This is a genomic window from Corynebacterium sp. HMSC074E01 (assembly GCF_001808885.1).
GTDB lineage: Bacteria > Actinomycetota > Actinomycetes > Mycobacteriales > Mycobacteriaceae > Corynebacterium.
This window is the reverse complement of sequence record NZ_KV794854.1, coordinates 473,878-494,302: the sequence shown is the minus strand read 5'-3', so window position 1 is coordinate 494,302 and position 20,425 is coordinate 473,878. Positions and strand designations below refer to the sequence as shown.

Annotated in this window: 16 protein-coding genes; 7 read left to right on the top strand and 9 right to left on the bottom strand. The window is 61.1% G+C overall.

The window, feature by feature from the left end:
• Positions 1-57: 57 nt before the first annotated feature.
• Together HMPREF2537_RS11655 and HMPREF2537_RS11650 are read right to left on the bottom strand one after the other, a co-directional pair.
• Positions 58-1,788, bottom strand: a complete 1,731-nt coding sequence (locus tag HMPREF2537_RS11655; protein ID WP_070529262.1) for an AMP-binding protein — start codon at positions 1,786-1,788, stop codon at positions 58-60.
• Between the two features lie 159 nt (positions 1,789-1,947).
• The gene (locus HMPREF2537_RS11650; RefSeq protein WP_070529258.1) at positions 1,948-2,508 is read right to left on the bottom strand and encodes a TetR/AcrR family transcriptional regulator; all 561 of its coding nucleotides are present in this window, start codon (positions 2,506-2,508) and stop codon (positions 1,948-1,950) included.
• A gap of 229 nt (positions 2,509-2,737) precedes the next feature.
• Here HMPREF2537_RS11650 and HMPREF2537_RS11645 point away from each other — a divergent pair, with 229 nt between their 5' ends.
• Together HMPREF2537_RS11645 and HMPREF2537_RS11640 are read left to right on the top strand one after the other, a co-directional pair.
• Positions 2,738-3,946: an acyl-CoA dehydrogenase family protein gene (locus HMPREF2537_RS11645; RefSeq protein WP_070529255.1), complete on the top strand. Its 1,209-nt coding sequence runs from the start codon at positions 2,738-2,740 to the stop codon at positions 3,944-3,946.
• Positions 3,947-3,985: 39 nt separating this feature from the next.
• The gene (locus tag HMPREF2537_RS11640; RefSeq protein ID WP_070529252.1) at positions 3,986-4,735 is read left to right on the top strand and encodes an SDR family NAD(P)-dependent oxidoreductase; all 750 of its coding nucleotides are present in this window, start codon (positions 3,986-3,988) and stop codon (positions 4,733-4,735) included.
• A gap of 72 nt (positions 4,736-4,807) precedes the next feature.
• On the opposite strand, the gene HMPREF2537_RS11635 is transcribed toward HMPREF2537_RS11640, so the two are convergent.
• On the bottom strand, positions 4,808-5,941 hold the full coding sequence (locus tag HMPREF2537_RS11635) for an acetoin utilization protein AcuC (protein ID WP_070529249.1): 1,134 nt from the start codon (positions 5,939-5,941) through the stop codon (positions 4,808-4,810).
• Positions 5,938-8,577 carry a GNAT family N-acetyltransferase gene (locus HMPREF2537_RS11630; RefSeq protein ID WP_070529247.1) on the bottom strand — a complete coding sequence of 880 codons (2,640 nt, stop codon included), beginning with the start codon at positions 8,575-8,577 and terminating at the stop codon, positions 5,938-5,940. Before HMPREF2537_RS11630 ends, HMPREF2537_RS11635 begins: the two co-directional genes overlap by 4 nt.
• Positions 8,578-8,809: 232 nt before the next feature.
• Between HMPREF2537_RS11630 and HMPREF2537_RS11625 the strand changes: the two genes are divergently transcribed.
• Both HMPREF2537_RS11625 and mmsB read left to right on the top strand, forming a co-directional pair.
• Positions 8,810-10,324, top strand: coding sequence for a CoA-acylating methylmalonate-semialdehyde dehydrogenase (locus HMPREF2537_RS11625; RefSeq protein WP_070529245.1), 1,515 nt, complete (start codon positions 8,810-8,812; stop codon positions 10,322-10,324).
• Between the two features lie 12 nt (positions 10,325-10,336).
• Complete coding sequence (gene mmsB, locus HMPREF2537_RS11620; protein ID WP_070529242.1) at positions 10,337-11,224, top strand: 3-hydroxyisobutyrate dehydrogenase; 888 nt, start codon at positions 10,337-10,339, stop codon at positions 11,222-11,224.
• A gap of 19 nt (positions 11,225-11,243) precedes the next feature.
• Here the strand turns inward: mmsB and HMPREF2537_RS11615 are convergent, their stop codons facing one another.
• Positions 11,244-11,825, bottom strand: coding sequence for a TetR/AcrR family transcriptional regulator (locus HMPREF2537_RS11615; protein WP_070529241.1), 582 nt, complete (start codon positions 11,823-11,825; stop codon positions 11,244-11,246).
• Between the two features lie 75 nt (positions 11,826-11,900).
• On the opposite strand from HMPREF2537_RS11615, the gene HMPREF2537_RS11610 reads away from it, so the two are divergent.
• Positions 11,901-13,400 carry a GntP family permease gene (locus tag HMPREF2537_RS11610; protein ID WP_070529239.1) on the top strand — a complete coding sequence of 500 codons (1,500 nt, stop codon included), beginning with the start codon at positions 11,901-11,903 and terminating at the stop codon, positions 13,398-13,400.
• Here the strand turns inward: HMPREF2537_RS11610 and HMPREF2537_RS11605 are convergent.
• The 4 genes from HMPREF2537_RS11605 to pth all read right to left on the bottom strand — a co-directional run bounded on the left by HMPREF2537_RS11605 (position 13,397) and on the right by pth (position 17,715).
• Entirely contained in the window at positions 13,397-14,407 is a 1,011-nt protein-coding gene (locus HMPREF2537_RS11605) for a CaiB/BaiF CoA transferase family protein (protein WP_070529238.1), read from the bottom strand. The genes HMPREF2537_RS11610 and HMPREF2537_RS11605 overlap by 4 nt on opposite strands.
• Before the next feature lie 75 nt (positions 14,408-14,482).
• Positions 14,483-16,114, bottom strand: a complete 1,632-nt coding sequence (locus tag HMPREF2537_RS11600; RefSeq protein WP_070529237.1) for a peptide chain release factor 3 — start codon at positions 16,112-16,114, stop codon at positions 14,483-14,485.
• Between the two features lie 24 nt (positions 16,115-16,138).
• Positions 16,139-16,996, bottom strand: a complete 858-nt coding sequence (locus HMPREF2537_RS11595) for an SDR family NAD(P)-dependent oxidoreductase (RefSeq protein WP_070529235.1) — start codon at positions 16,994-16,996, stop codon at positions 16,139-16,141.
• A gap of 41 nt (positions 16,997-17,037) precedes the next feature.
• Positions 17,038-17,715 carry an aminoacyl-tRNA hydrolase gene (gene pth, locus HMPREF2537_RS11590; RefSeq protein WP_070529233.1) on the bottom strand — a complete coding sequence of 226 codons (678 nt, stop codon included), beginning with the start codon at positions 17,713-17,715 and terminating at the stop codon, positions 17,038-17,040.
• A 39-nt stretch (positions 17,716-17,754) separates the two neighbouring features.
• On the opposite strand from pth, the gene HMPREF2537_RS11585 reads away from it, so the two are divergent.
• Entirely contained in the window at positions 17,755-18,738 is a 984-nt protein-coding gene (locus HMPREF2537_RS11585; protein ID WP_070515898.1) for a nitronate monooxygenase, read from the top strand.
• A gap of 64 nt (positions 18,739-18,802) precedes the next feature.
• Positions 18,803-20,257 carry a glyceraldehyde-3-phosphate dehydrogenase gene (locus HMPREF2537_RS11580; protein ID WP_070529231.1) on the top strand — a complete coding sequence of 485 codons (1,455 nt, stop codon included), beginning with the start codon at positions 18,803-18,805 and terminating at the stop codon, positions 20,255-20,257.
• The last annotated feature ends 168 nt before the right edge of the window (positions 20,258-20,425 follow it).

Genomic DNA, 20,425 nt, shown 5'->3' with positions numbered 1-20,425 from the left:
GCAGATGCAAAAGCCCCAGCAGTGGGCTGGGGCCTGCGTTGCTGAAGGGCGGTGGGGTTAACCCTTTAGAGTTGGAAAGTCGGAATCAGCGTATTCCGTCGATGCCTTCGTCTCGCCGCCGTCAGCGGAGTGGATCTCGGTTTCGCGCTTGCGCAGATCTACACGGCGGATCTTGCCGGAGACGGTCTTTGGAAGCTCATAGAACTCGAGGCGGCGGATGCGCTTGTAGGGTGCCAACCCATCGCGGCAGTGCTTAAGGATGGACTCGGCGGTCTCCGCTGTCGGTTCGTAGCCGCCGGCGAGAGCGACGTAGGCCTTTGGCACGGCGAGGCGGATTGGATCTGGGGAGGGAACCACCGCTACCTCGGCGACTGCCGGGTGCTCAATGACAACGGATTCTAGTTCGAAAGGGGAGAGGCGGTAGTCGGAGGCTTTGAAAACATCGTCCGCGCGACCAATGTAGAAAATGTAGCCGTCCTCATCGCGTTCCGCAGTATCTCCCGTGTGGTAGTAACCATCGCGGAAGACTTCCGCGTTCTTGTCTGGGTCATTGAAATAACCCACAGTCAGGCCGACTGGGCGGGGATCGAGCTTCAAGCAGATTTCTCCGGTATCCCCAATCTCGTCAGTAGCGGGATCCTTGAGCACGACTTCCCAGCCTGGCAGTGGGCGCCCCATTGAACCTGGCTTCACTTTTTGCTCTGGGGTATTGGCAATCTGCAGTGTCGTCTCCGTCTGTCCGAAGCCATCGCGAACGTTTGTGTTCCAAGCCTTGCTGATGGTGCTGATGAGCTCAGGGTTGAGCGGTTCGCCAGCCGCAACCAGCTTCTTCGGTGGGGTCTTCATACGGCCCAGGTCTGCTTGGACAAGCATGCGCCAGACCGTTGGCGGCGCGCAGAAGCTGGTGACGCCTTCTTCTTCCATCTTGTCCATGAGCGCAGCGGCGTCGAAGCGCGCATAGTTGTATAGGAAGATGGTGGCCCCGGCGATCCACGGCGCGAAGAAGTTTGACCATGCGTGCTTGGCCCAGCCGGGGGCGGCGACGTTGAGGTGGACGTCGCCAGGCGCCAAGCCAATCCAGTACATCGTGGTCAGGTGACCCACTGGATAGGACGTGTGAGTGTGTTCGACGAGTTTCGCCTTCGACGTAGTGCCGGAAGTGAAATACAGTAGGAGGGTCTCATCAGCCTTGGTTTCCTGCTTCGGCGTGTACTCTTCCGAGCCAGTAAAAGAATCCGAATAGCGCAGGGTGGGGTGCGTTGTCTGTGCATCTGGTTCATCACCGACCTGGATCAGAGTGAAGTCACCGCTGACGTCTTGGAATTTAGCGGCGTCCTCGGCATTGGCCACGACCCAGGAAATATTGGCTCGGTCGGTGCGGTCCTGCAGATCGGCCGCGCCGAGCATTGCGGTCGCCGGGTTAAGAACGAAGCCTGCCTTGATGCAGGCCAGCATGCACTCCCACAGCTCTACTTGATTGTTGAGCATGAGCATGACGCGATCGCCGCGCTGGACCCCCTGGGCCTCCAGCCAGTTAGCCAATTGTGCCGAGCGGGCTGACATCTCAGCAAAGGTACGGCGGGTGCTGCTGCCATCTGTCTCACAGATGACGAGAGCCTCGCGGTTCTTTGAATCCTCCGCAGTGGCGAGGTGATCGAACCAATCAAGTGCGAAGTTGAAGTGCTCGAAGCGCGGCCACTCGAAGTTGCTGCGGGCTGCTTCATAATCAGTCTGATAAGAAACCAGCAGGTCGCGGGCTGCTTGGAATTGTTCGGTCACCGTGGTCATTGGTTCTCCTCTAGCTCGTGCTCAAATGGGGAAGGACGGCGCAATGGCTATGGCCCGTGTCCCAAACCGTTCGTCTCTGTGACGTGGGTCGCAGCCTACTTTACTTCGAGTTCGAAGTAATGGCTAGAGATTTTCCGAACTACCTTTGAAAGATGCAGGTTAGCGTAGCGAAATTCCGTGGAGAATGAGCTGGCCAAGGGTGTGATAAGCCTCTGCTGGGGCTAGGGTGTCTGAGTAAAAGCCCTGCTGAATATCACTCATTGAGCGCTGGATAAGGCGGGAGACAAAGTCGGTGTACTCGGCGGTGAATTCCCCAGCTTCGACGCCTTGACTAAGTAACTTGTGGATGGTCTCAGTGGCTCTCTTAGTGTTGAAGCTATACACCTCCTGAGCGGCGGGTTCAGAGGCGAGGTCGCGCATGAACTCAGGGCTCGCGGGTTCCAGAGCAATGGTCATCGAGGAGAAGTAATTCTCAAGAGCTTGGGCGTATGTGGGTGCTGTTGTGACTGCGGTGCGACGGGTGATTTCTTTGAAGAAGCTGACTAGTACGCGGCGAATGATCGCGTCTCTGGATGGGCCTAATGCGTACATGGTCGATTTTGAGCATTGGTAGCGCTTCGTTGCGCCGTCGATGGTGAAGGATTCGAAACCCTCGGCCAGAAAGTCCTGCAAGAGGGCATTGAACAGCTCGCGTTGTCGTGGTGTGAGTGGTTGGGTCATGAGTCTTTCTGTCTCTGGGGGATCCTGGCTTTGCGGGGTCTTTGCGTGCGTTCTCCCCAGTCTGTTGCGTACAACGATCATAGAACATGACACGTGAGAGTACGGAACGATGTATATTCGTACTCATTCAATGTGAAGAGCCCATTGATACTTGAGTCCAAGAGTTTGTATGTGGCCTGGAGAAAGCCCATGCAGCGACCTTAAGCCCCAGCTAGAAAGGTAGAAAACTATGCCGCCGATTCTTAGTTCGCAACACCCCAGCGGGAAACATTTGGAGAGCATTAAGTACCCCCACGCTGATATTTTCGCGGTGGCAGATCGTCTCGTCCCAGAGGAACAGGTGCGTTTGGCAGAGATCCACGAGTTCTTGCAGACGGAGATTCGCCCTGTCGTAGGCGAATACTGGGACCGTGAGGAGCTGCCATTCGATCTTCTTCCTCGCATGGCGGAGATGGGTCTGGGCGAAATTGAACTCACTGATACCTCGCGTCTCTACCGAGGACTGGTGTACGCGGAAGTAACCCGCGCGGATGTGTCCTTGTCTGCTCTGGTGGGCATTCACAATGAGTTGGTCCTCGGACTCATCGACAAGCTGGGCTCGCCAGAGCAAAAGGGCACCTGGCTAGCAGGTTTGCGTCAATTCTCCAAGGTGGGTTGCTTTGCATTGACCGAACCGGAGCATGGCTCCGATATCGCCGGCGGCCTTGCCACCACAGCAGAGCGCACCGCTGAAGGCTGGCTCATCAACGGCGCGAAACGTTGGATTGGGGCCGGTACCTTCGCCGACTTTGCCATCACCTTCGCCCGGGATAAAGCAGACAACGAGATTAAGGCCTTTATCGTTGAACTCGACCGCGAGGGCGTGACGCGCAAGAAGATTTCGCGCAAGATGGGCCTGCGCATCATGCAGAATGCGGACCTTAAGTTCGACAACGTCCTCATCCCACACGAGAACCTGATTCCGGGTGCGGAATCCTTTGCCAACGTCAATGACTTCCTGTGTTATTCGCGCGCCTGGGTGGGCTGGCAGGGAGCCGGCTTGCAACTAGGCATCTTCGACAAGGCCCGCGAGTACGCGGTCAAGCGCCAGCAGTTTGGCAGGCCAATCGCCAAATTCCAGTTGGTCCAGGAGCAGCTTTCCCGCATCCTCGGCAACGCCACCGCGTCACTCGCCATGATGGCGCAGCTGGCAGAGGTTCAAGAACAAGGAAAGCTGGAAATGCCCTTTGCCGCCTTGGCAAAGGCAACCACCACCCGCCTGGCGCGCGAATCCGCCGCAGCGGGCCGCAACATCGGCGGAGGAAACGGCATCCTGACCGAATACGACTTGTCGAAGATGATGGATGATGCCGAGATTCTCTTCACCTACGAGGGAACCTACGACATCAACTCGCTCATCGTCGGCCGCGCTGTCACCGGCGTTTCCGCTTTCGTTTAAACAGCCCTGTCTATCACGGTGACTAAAGGAGAAAACATCATGAACCTGCACGAAGCATCCGCCGTTGTTACCGGCGGTGCATCCGGCCTCGGGGCCGCAACGGCCGCAGCACTCGCGGAGCACGGAGCCACGGTCACCGTGCTCGATCTGTCCGTCCCGGAGGAGAAACACAACGGAATCAACTACACAGCGGTCGACGTCACCGATGCAGCCGCAGTACGCGAAGCGGTTCTCGCCGCATCCGAGCAAAAGCCTTTGCGCGTGGCGGTGAATTGCGCAGGTATCTGCCCTTCAGCACGCATCTTCGGGCGAAAAGGCCCCCACGACCCGGAGCTGTTTTCTAAGACGATCAACGTTAACCTCATGGGGACCTTCCACGTCATGACCGCAGCCGCCGAGGCGATGGCCCAGGCAGAACCACTCGACGAAGACGGCCAGCGCGGAGTCATCATCAACACCGCTTCCGTCGCGGCCTTTGAAGGTCAGGTTGGCCAGGCGGCCTACGCGGCGTCGAAGGGCGCGGTGGCTGCCCTGTCGATTACCGGAGCACGGGATCTCGCCTCGTTGGGTATCCGCGTCAATGCCATCGCGCCGGGCGTCGTAGCTACCCCGATGATGGAACAGATCACTCCGGAGTTCCGCGAACAGCTCGAGGCCACCGTGCCTTTCCCCGCAAGGCTGGCAAAGCCGGAGGAATTCGCCGCCCTAGCTGTGTCCATTACCGAGAACCCCTATATCAATGGCGAAACGATTCGCTTGGATGGTGCGCTGCGTATGCCGCCACGCTAAGGGCCTCATCACAAGAATCAGCCCTAAGACACCCATCACGCGCGTATTGTCGACGCCCCTCCGATACGGGGCCTAGCCATAAGCCGGCAGGCCCCAATAGGGAAAGACTGCGCGCGTAGTCTGCACCAGCGCTGCGTGCGGCTTTTCAGCCATGACCTTGGTGGGATCGAAGCCGCCAATGGCGGCGCACGCACCTTCATCACCCAAGGTAGATGAGCCCTCCCAGCCGTTCGGCATCCGTTCCGAAGCTGAGAGCTCAACGTCGGCGACTGCGGCCAGCACCTGGGTCCACGCGCGGGCAACGGCGTCGACGTGATATCCGCCGCCGCCAAGCGCGACCCATCGCCCATCCGCAAACTGTTGCGCCCACACCGCCACTGAGCGATAAGCCCGCGCCATCGCGTCGATGGTGAGTTCCAGATCCGCGAGGGGATCGGAACGGTGCGGGTCCGCACCGTGTTGGGAAATGATGAAGTCGGGGCGGAATTTCTTGAGGAGCGGCGGGACGACCGCGTGGATGACCTGCAGCCACGCCTCGTCACTCACCCCGCGGGGCAGGGCCACGTTAACCGCGGTCCCTTCCGCGCCTTGACCACCAATCTCGTGTGCATAGCCAGTCCCGGGGAAGAGATAGAGTCCCGATTCGTGTACCGAGATGGTGAGCACATTGGGGTCATTCCAAAAAATCTTTTCGACGCCGTCACCGTGGTGGGCATCCAAGTCCAAGTACAGCACGCGTTGGGCGCCATTTGCCTTAAGCCAACGGATGGCAATCGCAGCATCGTTGTACATGCAAAACCCTGACATGGAGTCGGCGAAGGCGTGGTGCAATCCGCCGGAAAGGTTAACGGCGCGCTGCGCACGGCCCTCCCACACAGCGCGCGCGGCCGCTAGGGTGCCGCCGGCGATGCGCGCGGCGATCGTCGATAAGCCGTGGCTAATTGGGTTGTCTTCAGTGCCCAAGCCAAAGTGAGTGGAAGGTACCTCGGCGCGGGTGGCGGCGATGTAATCAGGACTGTGAACGAGCTCCAAGTGGGAGGTATTCAACGGGGCGGGACATTCGATGTCGAATTCTTCCAGCACACCAAAGTGTTTCGCCAGTGACAGTGCTGCGGCGACTCGGTCCGGCCCCATCGGATGCCCAGGGCCCAGCGAATAGCGGTGCATCTCCTCGGAGGCAAAAAGAAGAGGCTTCGTCTGGTTCATGACAAGGACCTCGCGAGAGGATCGCGGACATCACCGAGCGGTGCGATGCGCATTCGAGCCCCCACCACAACAGTGTGCGATACCCCGGCGATGACGGGGGAAAGCTCAATATCGACGAGTGCAGCGATGTCGTCCTTGAGCTGTGCCAGCTGCATCATGACCTCTTCGACACGGTGTAGTTTGGCAGCTTTGGTGCCGCGGTAACCAGCAAGAAGGGGAGACGCCTTGAGGCAGCTGAGCATGTCGAGTGCATCGGTGCGACGAAGCGGGGGCACGCGCCACTCGACGTCTCCCAAAAGATCCGAGGGTAGACCGGAGAAACCGGCGGATATCATAGGCCCAACAACAGGATCTTCGATGGCACGCACAGTGAGAGATGCGCCAGCTGTGACCATGCGTTGAACAACTGGGATGAGAATGGCCGGATCCTCGCCCAAGTGGAGATCTCGCGTGAGCTGGGTGATGGTGGTCCACGCGCGCACCATGGAATCTTCGTCATGGATGCTTCGCACGACGGTGGGCAGCTCCGAGCGGCCTCGCACCATTTGCGAGCTGCACTTGAGGGCGACATCCCAGCCATAATCGCGGCCGGCCGCGATGGCTTCGTCGAGGGTGCGCACCGGGGCCCAAGGGACGATTTCTATGCCATAAGCCTTGAGAATTCGCGCGCACTCCTCGTCGGTGGCCCAGCGTCCCGTGGGGGAATCAGTCAGAACCTCCGCGACCACACCGCGCGCTTCTGCAAGGCCCGTGCTGTTGGCGAACTCATCGGAAGGATTGGGGCGTGCTAGGGCGCGGCGGCGTTCATTATCGATGATGGTGGCCAGAGCCTCAATGGCGTCGGCGTAGGTGCCAAACACGGGAAGTTGGCCGGGTGCCTCTGGGCCCTCGGCGGTGCGGAAATCGGGGATATCAAAACCCACGAAGCTGGCGATGAGTGGGGTATCCGTCGTCGTTGCCGCCAACTGGGACAGATTTACGTAGGCCTCCTTGAGGATGAACTCACCAACTTCCACGACGGCGCACAGCACCGCGTCGATACCCGGATCTTCTAGGGCGCGCCGGGCCTGTTCCGTGATGGCGGGGGCGGGGTCATCGACGACGGTGGTGGCGTGCGGGCGCAGTCCGAAGCGCCAGGCTGCCTGTTCCATCTGCGCGGTGAGGCCGGAGGAATTCGACATCACTGCGATGCGACGGCCCTGCGGAACGGGTTGGCGCGCGAGGAGCTGGGCGATGTCGAGCATGGCATCGCGGCGGGTGACCACCATTGCCCCGGTGCAGCGAATGATCTCGTCGAGCGCAGCCGGGCTCGCCGCCGATAGTCCCTCCACCGCGTAGTGGCGGGCCGACTTCAGAGCCCGGGAGGGCAAGAAAACGACGACGTGCTTGTCCAGCGCTAGGCGGCGCAGAACCCGGAAGAATTTGCGCGGGTTACCAATCGAGTCGAGGGAGAGCAAACAAATTCGGGTGTTCTCATCTTGGCTCCAGAATTGCATGACGTCATTGCCTGTGACGTCAGCGAAGGAACCTGCGGCAATGAAATTGCTTAGGCCGCATCCGAGCTGCAGTGCATGGGACAGAGCTAGCGTCGCCACACCCGCAGACTGAGTAAACAGGCCCACCTGTCCCGCACGCGGCATGGGAGCCGGGCTGGCGTTGAGCCTCACTGCCGCGTCTGTGTTGATAAGGCCTAGCGCAGCTGGGCCAAGGGCTCGCAGGCCGTAGTCCCTAGCCGCGAGCACGATGTCGCGAGCCTGGTCGGGGGAGAGGTTGGGATTTTGGCTGCGGGAGATGAGGACTACTCCTTTGGCACCGGCAGCGGCAGCAGCCTGCATAGCTTCCGCGCCGCCGTGGCCTTGGAACTCGATGACGACGAGATCCACCGGCTCATCGAGGGTGTTGAGCTCCTCCACGCCGTGAAGGTGGCGTAATGTACCGGCGAAGTTGGCGCTAGCTAGCTGCTTGCTGGACAGCGTTCCGACTACCGCCACGGAGCGTGGGTTGAGCAAACGGTGGATCGAGTTCGCTTCTGCACGCAGCTCGCGGCGCTCCATGACATCGCGGGAGTTCTCATTCGGCGCTATTCGGAAATCCACCCGGATGAAACCGTCCTCGAGTTCCGGCTTCGCGGAATACCCTGCGCGTACGAAAACCTGCACCATCCTGCGGTTCTGCGTCAGCATCTCCGCGAAGAAGCGCTCCACTTTTCCTTCGCGTCCAATTTCTGCGAGGTGCTCGAGCAGGATATTAGCCACGCCTTTTCCGTGGTGGGAATCTTGGACAAGGAAGGAGACATCGCCCACCCGCGAGGGTAGGAACTGCTCGACAATGGAGTATCCGGCAACGGCCACGATGTTGCCGCGTTCCACCATGACGAGGGTGACTTTGTCATAGCCATCCGTGTGGAGCCAGCGGTCTAGGTCATCGTCGGTTAGCGCGGGGTGCGTGCCGAAGAAGCGCAAGTACTTTGATTGATCCGAGACGCGGTCGTAGAAGGCGCGGATGGCGTCGCGGTCGGCGGGTGTGATAGGGCGCAGCGTGGCGATGTCGCCGTCGTTGAGGATGACATCGGCTTCCCAATTCTGCGGCTCGGGGCCGGTGTGCGCGGTAGCCGTGGGCTGCTCCATGTGGTCCATGCCATCACCTTAGCCAACGCTACGTTGAGCTCAGGACAGGTGAACGGCATTCACCCCACAGGGCCTTGGGGAGGGTATTCACAAAAGCGCTGGACATTACGTGTATGGCAAATCACTGCAGGGGGTGAATCGTGTTCTGTATCTCAATTTCTATGGCGGGAGGTTGTTGTCCAACGTTAGTGTGTGACCCAAGCCATACAGGGAGCCGGAGGTTCCAGGAAGGAGACGCGCCATGCGCACTGTGTATCACTACGTCAACGGAGAAACGTTTGAAGGGACATCGGGCAATACCCAGCCTGTGCTGAATCCTTCGACCGGCAAGGAGCAGGCCGCGGTGGCCTTGGCGAACAAGGCCGACGTGGACAGCGTCATTGCGGAATCCGCTAAGGCCCAGCCGGGTTGGGCGGCGCTGAACCCGCAGAAGCGCATCCGCATCATCATGGAGTGGATCCGCCTCATCCATGCCAACATGGATGAGCTGGCCACCCAGCTCTCCCTCGAACACGGCAAGACTTTCCCGGATGCCAAGGGCGATGTGCTGCGCGGCGTCGACGTTCTGGAGTTTGCCCTCGGTGCGCCGCACCAGCTCAAGGGCGAGTACTCCTCGGAGGTCGGCACCGGCATCGATACCTACTCGCTGCGCCAGCCGCTCGGCGTGGTAGCGGGAATCACTCCATTCAATTTTCCGGCCATGATTCCGTTGTGGAAGGCCGGCCCGGCCCTGGCGGCGGGCAATGCCTTCGTGCTCAAGCCCTCCGAGCGCGACCCCTCCGTGCCGGTTCGCCTGGCGGAGCTCTTCATTGAGGCCGGCGGCCCCGCCGGTGTTCTCAACGTTGTGCACGGCGGCAAGGAGGCCGTCGATGCCATCCTCGATTCCGAGACGATTAAGGCCGTGGGCTTCGTTGGTTCCACGCCGATTGCGCAGTACATCTACGAGCGCTGCGCGGCCACGGGCAAGCGCGCCCAGTGCTTCGGTGGCGCAAAGAACCACGCCATTGTGCTTCCCGACGCCGACATCGACGCCACCGCCGACGCCATCGTGGGCGCTGCCTTCGGCTCCGCCGGTGAGCGCTGTATGGCACTGTCCGTCGTGGTTCCGGTGGGGCAGGAGACGGCAGACCGCCTGCGCGATGCCATCCTGGCAAAGATTCCGGAGCTCAAGGTGGGCCACTGCCTCGACCCAGAGGCCGACTATGGCCCATTGGTCACCGCGGAGGCGCGCGACCGTGTCCACCGACTCATCGCCGAGGGCGTGGAAGCAGGCGCAACATTGCTTACCGACGGCCGCGACTTGGACATGTCCGACAAGACCTTCAACGAGGATTCCCTTGCTGATGGCTTCTACTCCGGTCCGAGCTTCTTCGACAACGTCACCGCAGACATGTCTATCTACAGCGAGGAGATCTTCGGCCCCGTGCTGGTCATGGTCCGTGCCGAAACTCTGGAAGAGGCCGTTTCTTACCCGAATGACCATATGTACGGCAACGGCGTCGCCATCTTCACCCAGAACGGTGGCGCGGCCCGCGACTTCTGCAAGAACGTCCAGGTCGGCATGGTGGGCGTCAACGTCCCGATTCCGGTGCCGATTGCCTACCACACCTTTGGTGGCTGGAAGGCCTCTGGTTTCGGCGACCTCAACCAGCACGGTCCGGATTCCTTCCGCTTCTACACCAAGACTAAGACCGTCACCTCGCGCTGGCCTAGTGATGACTCCGCAGGTCCCCAGTTCACCATGCCGGTCATGTAAGGAGAGAACACAATGACGACTATCGCTTTCATCGGATTGGGAAATATGGGCGGCCCCATGGCCGCCAACCTGGCGAAGGCTGGGCATGAGGTTCGCGGCTTCGACGTCGTGGAAGAAGCCCGGGACCGTGCCGCCGAGCAAGGGATCACCATCATCGAAACTGCGGAAGAAGCCGCGCAGGGCGCCGAGGTAGTGTTTACCAGCTTGCCCAACGGTGGGCTGGTCAAGCAGGTGCTCGAATCGGTCCTCGCAGCAAACGAGGACGCGAAGACCTACGTTGATGTCTCCACAATCGCGGTCGCGGAAGCCCGCGAGCTCGCGGACACCGTGAGCAAGGCAGGCTCCGCCTTCCTTGATGCACCGGTCTCCGGGGGCATCGCCGGTGCCGCCGCGGGAACGCTTGCCTTCATGGTCGGCGGCACAGCCGAAGACTTTGGGAAGGTCAAGCCGCTGCTCGACATCATGGGCAAGTCCGTCACCCACTGCGGTGACATCGGCAACGGCCAAGCAGTCAAGGCATGCAACAACATGATCCTCGCGGTCCAGCAAATTGTGTTGGCTGAAGCCCTCGTCCTCGGCGAGCGCTTGGGCCTAGATCACCAAGCCTTCTACGACGTCGTTTCCAACGCCACCGGAAACTCGTGGTCGCTGTCCGTCAACGCCCCCGTCCCGGATATCGTGCCGAGCTCGCCGGCCAACAATGACTTTAAACCCGGCTTCGCCTCTGCCCTCATGCTTAAGGATCTCAAGCTGGCCATGGCCGCGGCGGAAGACACCAAGACCGACACCGTCCTGGGCCGGATTGCGGAGGAGCAGTACGCCTCCTTCGTGGATGAAGGCCATGGCGGACTTGATTTCTCCGCCATCATCTCCGAGGTCCGTTCCAAGGGCGAATCCTAAGATTAGAAACGCCTGAAAACTAGGGTGTTTGGTCCCCGTCGAGGATGCCCTGCAGCAGCGGGGCATAGTACTCGATGAGTTCCTCGGTTGAGAAGGCCGCGAACTCGGTATCACCGAAGCGCCGCATGAAGGACAAGCCCATGAGCAGGGCCAGCGCGGATTGGGCTCGCAGCTCTGGCGAAGGTGTTTGGCGTCCGGATTCCTCACGAATCCGGGAGGCCAAGACCTCCAGCAAGTCGGATTTAATTCTCTTACCAATAGCTCCGAGCGTCTGATAGTCCCCGCTCGCGACCGAAATCGTACGGGCCATGGAGTATGGGGCGTTATGCGGCGCGGTGAGGGTCTCCACCACCGCGGTGCGGCCTAGCTCGCTGAAAGGGCCGGCAAAGAGCGCCGCCGAGGAAGCGGTGAAATCCACCGTGGCCTCAAAAAGCCTTTCCTTGTTGTGGAAGTGCTTCACGATCAGCGCGACGGACACTTCCGCTTTTTCGGCGATGTCCTTCATCGACACCTGGGAGAAGGACCGCTCACTGAAAAGCTCGCGTGAGCACTCGAGAATCCTCTCCCGCGTCGAGGCTGCTTTCTCTTCCATAGGGGACATGGTACCGGCGCCGCATGCGCAGGAAGGGCGATTCGTCCTCTTGCCTCAGATGACCAAGACTGTGAGGTAGAAACAATGGTTATCTCATTCATCGGGGTGATTCTCTCCCTGATTTTCCTCGTCGTGATGGCCTATCGCGGGCACTCCGTGGTGGTCGTCGCTCCCTTCGCGGCGCTGATCGCGGTGCTCTTTTCCGGCGAGCCTATCCTGGCCACCTATACCCAGATCTTTATGCCGGCAGCCGGAAACTTCGTGACCAAGTATTTCCCGCTCTTCCTCTTCGGGGCAATTTTTGGGTACCTAATGACATCCACAGGGCTGGCCCGCTACCTAGCGCGCGGGATTACCGCGCTATTCGGGCCTAAGCGAGCGATGTTCTCGACGGTCGTCGCCACCGCATTGCTTACCTATGGCGGTGTGTCCGCGTGGGTTGTGGCTTTTACCATCGTGCCCATCGCGACCGCTTTGTTCAAGGAGTCCGGGATCCCCAAACGGCTCATGCCTGGTGCGATTGCCTTGGGAACCATCACATTCGCGCTGGCCGGGCTCCCAGGTTCGCCGCAGATTCACAATGCCATCCCTACCAGTTACTTCGGAACCAACGTCTACGCGGCGCCGCTCTTCGGCCTCATTTCTTCCGCCCTCATGCTGGCGGCGGGAACCGCGTGGCTCGAATACCGCGTGCGAACCCTCCGCGCGAAAGGTGAGACGTTTGAGCCGCTCGATGCCGACGGGAAGGTCATCGAAACACCCGAGGGAATCGGCGACAGCGGGGAAGAAGCAAGTGTAGAAATCGGTGGTGAATCCTTCGACACCAACTCCGGTGGCCGGGTGGCCACTCACGCCAGAGCTGAAACCGAGCCTTCTGTCCAGGTGCAGGGTTTGCTGGGTCTGGTGCCCATCGCCGTTGTCATCGCGGTCAACTTCGCCATGGTCTACGGGGTGTCGAAAGTGCTGGACACCTCCTACTTAGCCGAAGAGAAATACGGCGAGACCAACCTCGATGCGCTGTTGGGCATCTGGTCACCGACGGTCGCTTTGGCCTGCGCGGTGTTCGTCATCGTGGCGATGTTCCCCAAGCGCGCCGCCGAGTCCATTAAGGAATTCTCCGATGGCGCCAAGAACGCAATCCTTCCGTGCCTCACCACCGCCTCGGAGGTTGGCTATGGCGCGGTGATTGCCGCACTGGCTGTCTTTAGCGTGGTCAAAAGCAACATGATGGGAATCTCCGATAACGCCTTGGTGGTTTCCACAGTGTCCACCGCCGTCATCTCCGGCATCACAGGTTCCTCCTCAGGTGGTCTATCCATCACGATGCAGACCTTGGGAGACCAGCTCGCCCAGCTAGCGACGGAACAGGGCATCAGTCTTGAGTTGATGCACCGCGTGACCGCGATGGCCTCGGTATCTTTCGACTCCATGCCGCACAACGGCGCGGTGCTTACCATGCTGATTGTCTGCGGCATGACGCACCGACTGTCCTATAAGGATGTTGCCGTGGTGACCATCATCATTCCGCTGGCAACGCTGGCGTTGATGCTCGGCGTCAACGCGCTCATCCCCGGCCTGAGCTAGAGAAAGCGCGGGGCCGCGCTAGGCTCCGTGTGGCCCGCGCTTTCCACATAGGTTTCTCGCGCGGCAAGGTGCGGGTGCGCCAGAACGTCCTCGGGGGAGACGACCTCCGTGACGCAGGCGTCGCTGCCGCGGAAGATATCGATCCATTCCGCTTGTGTCTTTTCCGCGAAGCGCTGCGCGATGATCTCCTTCATGGCCGGCCAGGCATCGCGGTCATCTTGTTCGTAGCCGCTTAGTTCCTGTTCAAGCCCCAGGCCTTTCACCATGAGCGTATAAAACTGCGGTTCGATGGCGCCGGCGGCCATCCACTTTTCATCAGCTGTGCGGTAGACGCTATAAAACGGTGCACCTCCGTCTAGAAGGTTGGTCCCGCGTTCCTGCCATTGGCCTTCGGCACGGAAGGCATGCAGCATGGCGGTGAGGTTGGCCGCGCCGTCGACAATAGCGGCATCCACCACGCAACCACGGCCGGTGTTCTTCGCCTGCAGGACGCCCGCGAGAAGGCCTGTCACCAGGTACATCGAGCCGCCGCCAAAGTCCCCGAGAAAGTTAACCGGTGGAACGGGAGTGCCGTCGCTGCCAGCGATGGGATGCAGCGCACCGGAGACCGCGATGTAGTTGATGTCGTGACCGGCGGTGTGGGCCAGCGGGCCGGATTGGCCCCAACCGGTGATGCGTCCGTAGACCAGCGCCGGGTTTATCGCCTGCGCCTCCTTAGGGCCTAGGCCTAAGCGCTCAGCCACGCCGGGGCGGAAGCCTTCGATGAGGATGTCCGTTGTGGTCAAAGTTTCGCGCAGCTTGTCGACGTCCACCGGGTCCTTAAGGTCCGCCTCTAGAACCTCTTGCCCGCGGTAGAGGATGCTGTGCGGGACCGCGGCGGGAGGATTACCTGGGCGGACCACGCGGGTGACCTGTGCACCCATGTCCGCAAGCATCATCGCAGCGAAGGGGCCGGGGCCGATGCCGCCGAGGAAAAGGACTGAAATGCCGGTGAGGGGAGAGCTCATGGTGACCTACCTAAAGGTGTACGGATTTCTGGCCAATCGTACCGTGAGGTGGGTCACCCGACAAGGGCGTGAAAACTAATCCGCCACAAGTGTTTCGATGGTCAGCTCCGGGTGCTCCTTCTCAATGAAGGCCAGCTTCCACTTATCACCAAAGAGCGCGATGAGCTCGCCGTCGGTGCGGGTAAAGATCTCTACGCCGCGCTGGCGGCCCAGTTCGGGCGCGGATTCGGCGTCGGTACGGCGGGCCACCGAGTAGGGGATGGGCTCGGTGATGGTCTCCACGTTGTACTCGACCTCCATGCGAGCCTGCATGACCTCGAACTGCATGGGGCCCACCGCAGCCATGACCGGGGCGGCATCGCCACGCGTATCGTTGCGCAGAATCTGGACCACGCCTTCCGCAGCCAGCTGGTCCAAGCCCTTGCGGAAGGCTTTGTAATCACCCAAAGACTTCGCGCGCAGGATGCGGAATGCCTCCGGCGCGAACTGCGGCATGGGCTTGAACTGCACCTTCTTGCCCGTGTAAATCGTGTCACCTGGTGCCAAGGAACCGGCATTGACCAAGCCCACAATGTCACCCGGGTACGCCGTGTCCACGGTGTCACGCGTGCGGCCGAAGACCGTAAGCGCGTACTTAGTGGAGAAGCTGCGGCCGGACTGCGCGTGGTTGACCTGCATGCCGCGCTCAAACTCGCCGGAGACCACGCGCATAAAGGCCAAGTTATCGCGGTGCTTGCGGTCCATGCCCGCCTGCACCTTGAAGATGACGCCCGCGAAGTCATCGGTGACCTCACGTACCTCGTCGATGGCGGAGGTAGCGGTCTCGATGGCCTGAGGATCTGACTCGCGCGAGCGCGGAGCCGGGGCGATGGCGCACAGCGTATCCAGGATTTGGTGCACGCCGAAGTTCAGCATCGCGGAGGCGAAGATGAGCGGGGACGTCACGCACTGCTCGAAGAGCTCCTGGTCGTGCAGAGCGCCATCGGCTGCCAGCAGCTCTGCTTCCTCCACGGCTGTCTCCCAGGCGTCCTCTTCCTTCGCGGCTGCATCCTCGGGCGCGTAGTGCTCCTCCGGGGCGATGGTGGAACCACCGGCGGTGCGCAGGAAGTGCACGTACTCGTCGGCCTCGCCGTCATCGTTGATGTGGGCCAAGCCGCGGAAGTCGCCGGCAATACCCACCGGCCAGTACAGCGGGGTGGGCTGCAGCTGGATTTCGTTGACGATTTCGTCGACAAGCTCCAGCGGCTCCCGGCCCACGCGGTCCCACTTGTTGATCACCGTGATGATAGGCAGGCCGCGGGCCTTACACACGCGAAACAGCTTGAGGGTCTGGGGCTCGAGGCCCTTGGCGGCGTCGATAAGCATGACGGCAGCATCCACCGCCGTGAGCACGCGGTAGGTATCCTCCGAAAAGTCCGCGTGGCCCGGGGTGTCCACCAAGTTGATCATGTAGGGCTCGCCCTCGTGACCCTCGGGCGCGTACTCGAACTGCAGGGCCGAGGAGGCCACGGAAATGCCGCGCTCCTTCTCCATCTCCATCCAGTCAGAGACCGTGGACTTGCGGTTGCCCTTGCCATGCACCGCGCCAGCTTCGTTGATGACGTGCGCATGCAGCGCCAGCGCCTCCGTTAGCGTGGACTTACCAGCATCCGGGTGGGCGATGACGGCGAATGTGCGGCGGCGGGAAGCTTCGGAGGCAATACTCATGCGGGCTAGTTTAGCCGCTGGCTGCTACCACTCCACATTGAGCTGGCGGCCCAGATCATCAAAGACGCGCCGGGCCACGGAGAGCTTCTTCGCAATCGGCCGCTGCAGGCCTGGCTTGCGCTTCTGGTTGTAGTACTCGCCGGATTCGAAATGGATGCCTGGGGTGCCGCTGAGGAAGTAGGCCAAGTTCTCCCCGCCCTTGTCCGCCTTGCCTAAGACGTATTGAGCCGCAGTGGTCGAATAGAGCTTGCTTGTCCTACTCGTTGAGTTATGCCCGAAGCCAGTATTCAAAATGCCCGGGTGGAAGGCCACGGAGGTCAGACCATGCGAGTCGAGGTAGCAGGTCAGAAGAATATCGCCCAACTTGGCGTTGCCGTAAGCGCGCTCCGCGGTGAATTTTTCAAAGGTGTTTGGGTCACCGGGATCGAAAGCGGAATACAGGACGTTGGCCAAAGAGGCGGTCTGCACCACGGTGGCATCGCTGGCCCGCAGGGTATCGCGCAATAAAGAGGTCAGAAGAAAAGGCGCCACAACGTTGATCTGCCACGTGCGCTCGAAGCCATCGGCGGTGGCGAAGGGGCCGTCGAACATGCCGCCGGCGTTATTGCCCAAGGCATCGATCTGCGAGTACTGGCTTAGCTCTTCCGCGAGACGGCGAACTTGGCCCAAAGACTCGTAGTTGGCCACGTGAAAGGCCGCACCAATTTCTTCGGCTACGGCCTGCGTCTTTTCCGGGTTCCGGCCCACGAGCACGAGCGAATCCTGCGGGCGGCGCTGGTGAAGGATGCGGGCAGCGGCCGCGCCCACCCCGCTCGAAGCACCGGTAATGACAATTGTTCGAGGGTCATGACTAGAAGGCAGGTTCTTGCTCGCGCGGCTCATACTTGGACAGTGTAGGGCGTTGAGCGCCGCTGCGCCGGGGTTTATTTCGCCCGGGAATGGATCTCCTGCTGGGCCTTGCTGAGTCCCTCTGTCACGATGAGGCGGGCGGCCTCGGCGGCGGTGGCGATGGTGGAATCGAGCTCAGCGCTGGCGTCGACAGGCGCGAGCACCCAGTCCGGGATGGAGCCACCCTTGGGCGGGCGCCCGATACCCACGCGCACACGCAGGTAATCGCGCGTGCCCAAGCGCTCGCTCAGCGACTTCAAGCCGTTATGGCCATTCTCGTTGCCGCCCTTTTTAATGCGCACCTTGCCGGCGGGTAGGTCGAGCTCGTCATGGATGACGATGATGTTTTCTGCCGCAACCCCCAGCTGCGCGGCCAAGGGTGCGATGGGATCGCCGGAGAGATTCATGTAGGTGTGTGAACGCAAAGCCACGACCTTCGTGCCCCCGAGCTCGAGCTGTGCGGCGCTGAGCTGGTGCCCGGTGACGGGTTCAAGCATGTCGCCAGCTTCGGCGAGGAGATCATCCACCGCCATGTACCCCACATTGTGACGGGTCGCGGCGTATTTCGCGCCGGGATTGCCTAAGCCTACGATGAGCCACTTAGCGCTTAAATCGGCTGGACTTAGTCCAGGGTTGACTGCCTTTTTCGTCTTCTTCGGCGCAGCCTCAGCGCTGCCAAAGAGGCGGGTGAAAAAGTCACGGATGGCGGACACAACAACTCCCTTGATGGATTTTCTTTAGGCTGGGGGACCATGAGTCAACTTCTTGAGGCTATCACCTGTCCCGTCCTACCTGCCCCGATGGCCGGTGGGCCCACCACGCCTGAACTGGTTGCCGCCGCTGAGTCCGCCGGTTCTTTTGGCGCGCTGGGCCTGGGGAGCTCTTCAGTAGACGCCGCGCGGGAGGCCATCGCTGCGTGTGCGGGCACGCGATTCGGGGTCAATATCTTTCACCCGCAGCGCGCGCTGACTGAAACGGAGCTCGCAGCTGCACGGTCCCTCGCCGCGGAAGAGGACGCCGTGCTTGGCGACGTCCCCCTAAACTTCGGCTGGCAGGACAAGCTCGACGCAGCGCTGGAGGGTGGGGCAGCGGTGCTCTGGTCGATGTTCGGCGTCTTTAACGAGGAAGAAGTCGCGCGCATCCATGCCGCTGGGGCAGAGGCGTGGACCACGGTCACCACCCCCGAGGAGGCGCAGACTGCCACCGCGCGAGGCGTCGATGTGTTGTGCGTGCAGGGGCCTGAGGCCGGCGGGCACCGCGGAGTGTGGGACCCGAGTGCGGAACCCGACCAACGCCCGCTTAAAGAACTTGTCGCGGCGGTCCATCAGGTCACGGACCTTCCGCTCATTGCCGCGGGTGGGCTGCGAACTCGGGAGGATGTCGCCGAGGCCCTGGCGTGGCCGGGGGTAGAGGCAGTCAACTGTGGCTCTGCCTTCTTGCTGTCCGAAGAAGCCGGAACGAGTGAGCACAACCGTGACCTTCTGCGCCGTGGCGGCAGGACGGTGTCGACCCGCGCGTTCTCCGGGCGCTACGCCCGCGGGCTGGAGACCGCCTACACACGGGCACACCCGGACCTGCCTTTGGTCTACCCCTATCTCAACGCGTTGCTGAAACCGCGTCGTGCGCAGCTCGACGCCGACGTGGACTATTGCCTCGTAGGTGTCGATGTAATGAAACTTCGCGGGGGTAGTGTGGCGGAGATCCTCGCTCAACTACACCCAAACGGGCATGAATAAGGGTTAATATTTACGGATGGACATAGTTTTACACCCTTTTTGACGAGTAAAGGATACAAAGCACGTGACTTCGAACGCGCACATTGGGCACGAGGATTGGAACGAGCGCCTGGAGCTGGCCCAAGAGATGATCCCGCTCATCCACCAGCTGCACCGCAATAACAACGTTGTCACCTCTATCTACGGCCGCCTGCTCATCGGTGTGACCGATATCGACATCATCAAGGCACACCGCTACGCCCGCCGCATCGCTGAGCGTGAGCTTTCCACCGCAGAGACCCTGCCCATCCTCAAGGAACTGTGCTCGATGAACCTGGGCACCGCTTCCATCGACTTGGGCCGCCTGGCCACTGGCTTCCAGGAGTCCGGCTCCGATAACCTGCGCAACTACCTCGAGGAGACCCTCGTGGATCTCGTCGGCGCTGCTGTGGATAAGGAATCCACCGACGTCGTCCTCTACGGATTCGGTCGCATCGGCCGTCTGCTAGCCCGCATCCTCATCGCCCGCGAGGCTGCTTACGGCGGCGTGCGCCTGCGCGCCATCGTCGTGCGCAAGAAGGGTGACATGGACATCTTCAAGCGCGCCTCCCTCTTGCGCCGCGACTCCGTCCACGGTGCCTTCAACGGCACCATCGCCGTCGACGAGGAGAACGAGGTCATCTGGGCCAACGGCACCAAGATTCAGATGATTTACGCTAACGACCCGGCGGAGATCGACTACACCCAGTACGGCATCGACAACGCCATCGTCGTGGACAACACCGGTGTGTGGCGCGACCGCGAGGGCCTGTCCCAGCACCTGCAGTCCAAGGGCGTGGCTCGCGTGCTGCTCACCGCTCCGGGCAAGGGCGACCTGAAGAACATCGTCTACGGCATCAACCACGGTGACATCGAGGATTCCGACCAGATTCTCTCCGCCGCATCCTGCACCACCAACGGCATCACCCCGGTGCTCAAGGTTATCAACGACCGCTACGGCGTGGTTCACGGCCACGTGGAGACCGCGCACTCCTTCACCAATGACCAGAACCTCATTGATAACTTCCACAAGGGTGACCGCCGCGGCCGCGCAGCCGGCCTGAACATGGTGCTCACGGAGACCGGTGCAGCCAAGGCCGTGTCCAAGGCTCTGCCGGAGTTTGAGGGCAAGCTCACCGGTAACGCCATCCGCGTTCCCACCCCGGACGTTTCCATGGCCGTGCTCAACCTCGAGCTGGAGAAGGAAGCTGACCGCGACGAGGTCAACGACTTCCTGCGCAACGTCTCCCTGCATTCCGACCTGCGCCAGCAGATCTCCTACATCGCCTCCCCGGAGGTTGTGTCTTCTGACTTCGTGGGCTCTACCCACGCTGGTGTCGTCGATGGCCTCGCCACCATCTCCTCCGGCAAGCACCTCGTGCTCTACGTGTGGTACGACAACGAGTTCGGCTACTCCAACCAGGTCATCCGCATCGTCGAGGAAATCGCCGGCGCTCGCCCGGTGGTCTACCCGAAGCGCGTTGATGTTTCTGAGCTCTAAACGCTAAAACACTGCTACCGCCCGTGCTGCATGGCGCGGGCGGTAGTGCTGTTTTAGGGTCCTGCCCGGCTTGCGACCTAGCATTGCCAGGATGCTTCACGCCCACAACTGCCCGATCTGCCAAAAGTAGGGGCCGAGATCGAAAAATCTAGACTGTTTTCGTCAGAT

Bases quoted from the DNA above. Each gene is read 5' to 3' on its own strand.
- HMPREF2537_RS11655 (WP_070529262.1), bottom strand. From the start codon at position 1,788: ATGACCACGGTGACCGAACAATTCCAAGCAGCCCGCGACCTGCTGGTT.
- HMPREF2537_RS11650 (WP_070529258.1), bottom strand. From the start codon at position 2,508: ATGACCCAACCACTCACACCACGACAACGCGAGCTGTTCAATGCCCTC.
- HMPREF2537_RS11645 (WP_070529255.1), top strand. From the start codon at position 2,738: ATGCCGCCGATTCTTAGTTCGCAACACCCCAGCGGGAAACATTTGGAG.
- HMPREF2537_RS11640 (WP_070529252.1), top strand. From the start codon at position 3,986: ATGAACCTGCACGAAGCATCCGCCGTTGTTACCGGCGGTGCATCCGGC.
- HMPREF2537_RS11635 (WP_070529249.1), bottom strand. From the start codon at position 5,941: ATGAACCAGACGAAGCCTCTTCTTTTTGCCTCCGAGGAGATGCACCGC.
- HMPREF2537_RS11630 (WP_070529247.1), bottom strand. From the start codon at position 8,577: ATGGACCACATGGAGCAGCCCACGGCTACCGCGCACACCGGCCCCGAG.
- HMPREF2537_RS11625 (WP_070529245.1), top strand. From the start codon at position 8,810: ATGCGCACTGTGTATCACTACGTCAACGGAGAAACGTTTGAAGGGACA.
- mmsB (WP_070529242.1), top strand. From the start codon at position 10,337: ATGACGACTATCGCTTTCATCGGATTGGGAAATATGGGCGGCCCCATG.
- HMPREF2537_RS11615 (WP_070529241.1), bottom strand. From the start codon at position 11,825: ATGTCCCCTATGGAAGAGAAAGCAGCCTCGACGCGGGAGAGGATTCTC.
- HMPREF2537_RS11610 (WP_070529239.1), top strand. From the start codon at position 11,901: ATGGTTATCTCATTCATCGGGGTGATTCTCTCCCTGATTTTCCTCGTC.
- HMPREF2537_RS11605 (WP_070529238.1), bottom strand. From the start codon at position 14,407: ATGAGCTCTCCCCTCACCGGCATTTCAGTCCTTTTCCTCGGCGGCATC.
- HMPREF2537_RS11600 (WP_070529237.1), bottom strand. From the start codon at position 16,114: ATGAGTATTGCCTCCGAAGCTTCCCGCCGCCGCACATTCGCCGTCATC.
- HMPREF2537_RS11595 (WP_070529235.1), bottom strand. From the start codon at position 16,996: ATGAGCCGCGCGAGCAAGAACCTGCCTTCTAGTCATGACCCTCGAACA.
- HMPREF2537_RS11585 (WP_070515898.1), top strand. From the start codon at position 17,755: ATGAGTCAACTTCTTGAGGCTATCACCTGTCCCGTCCTACCTGCCCCG.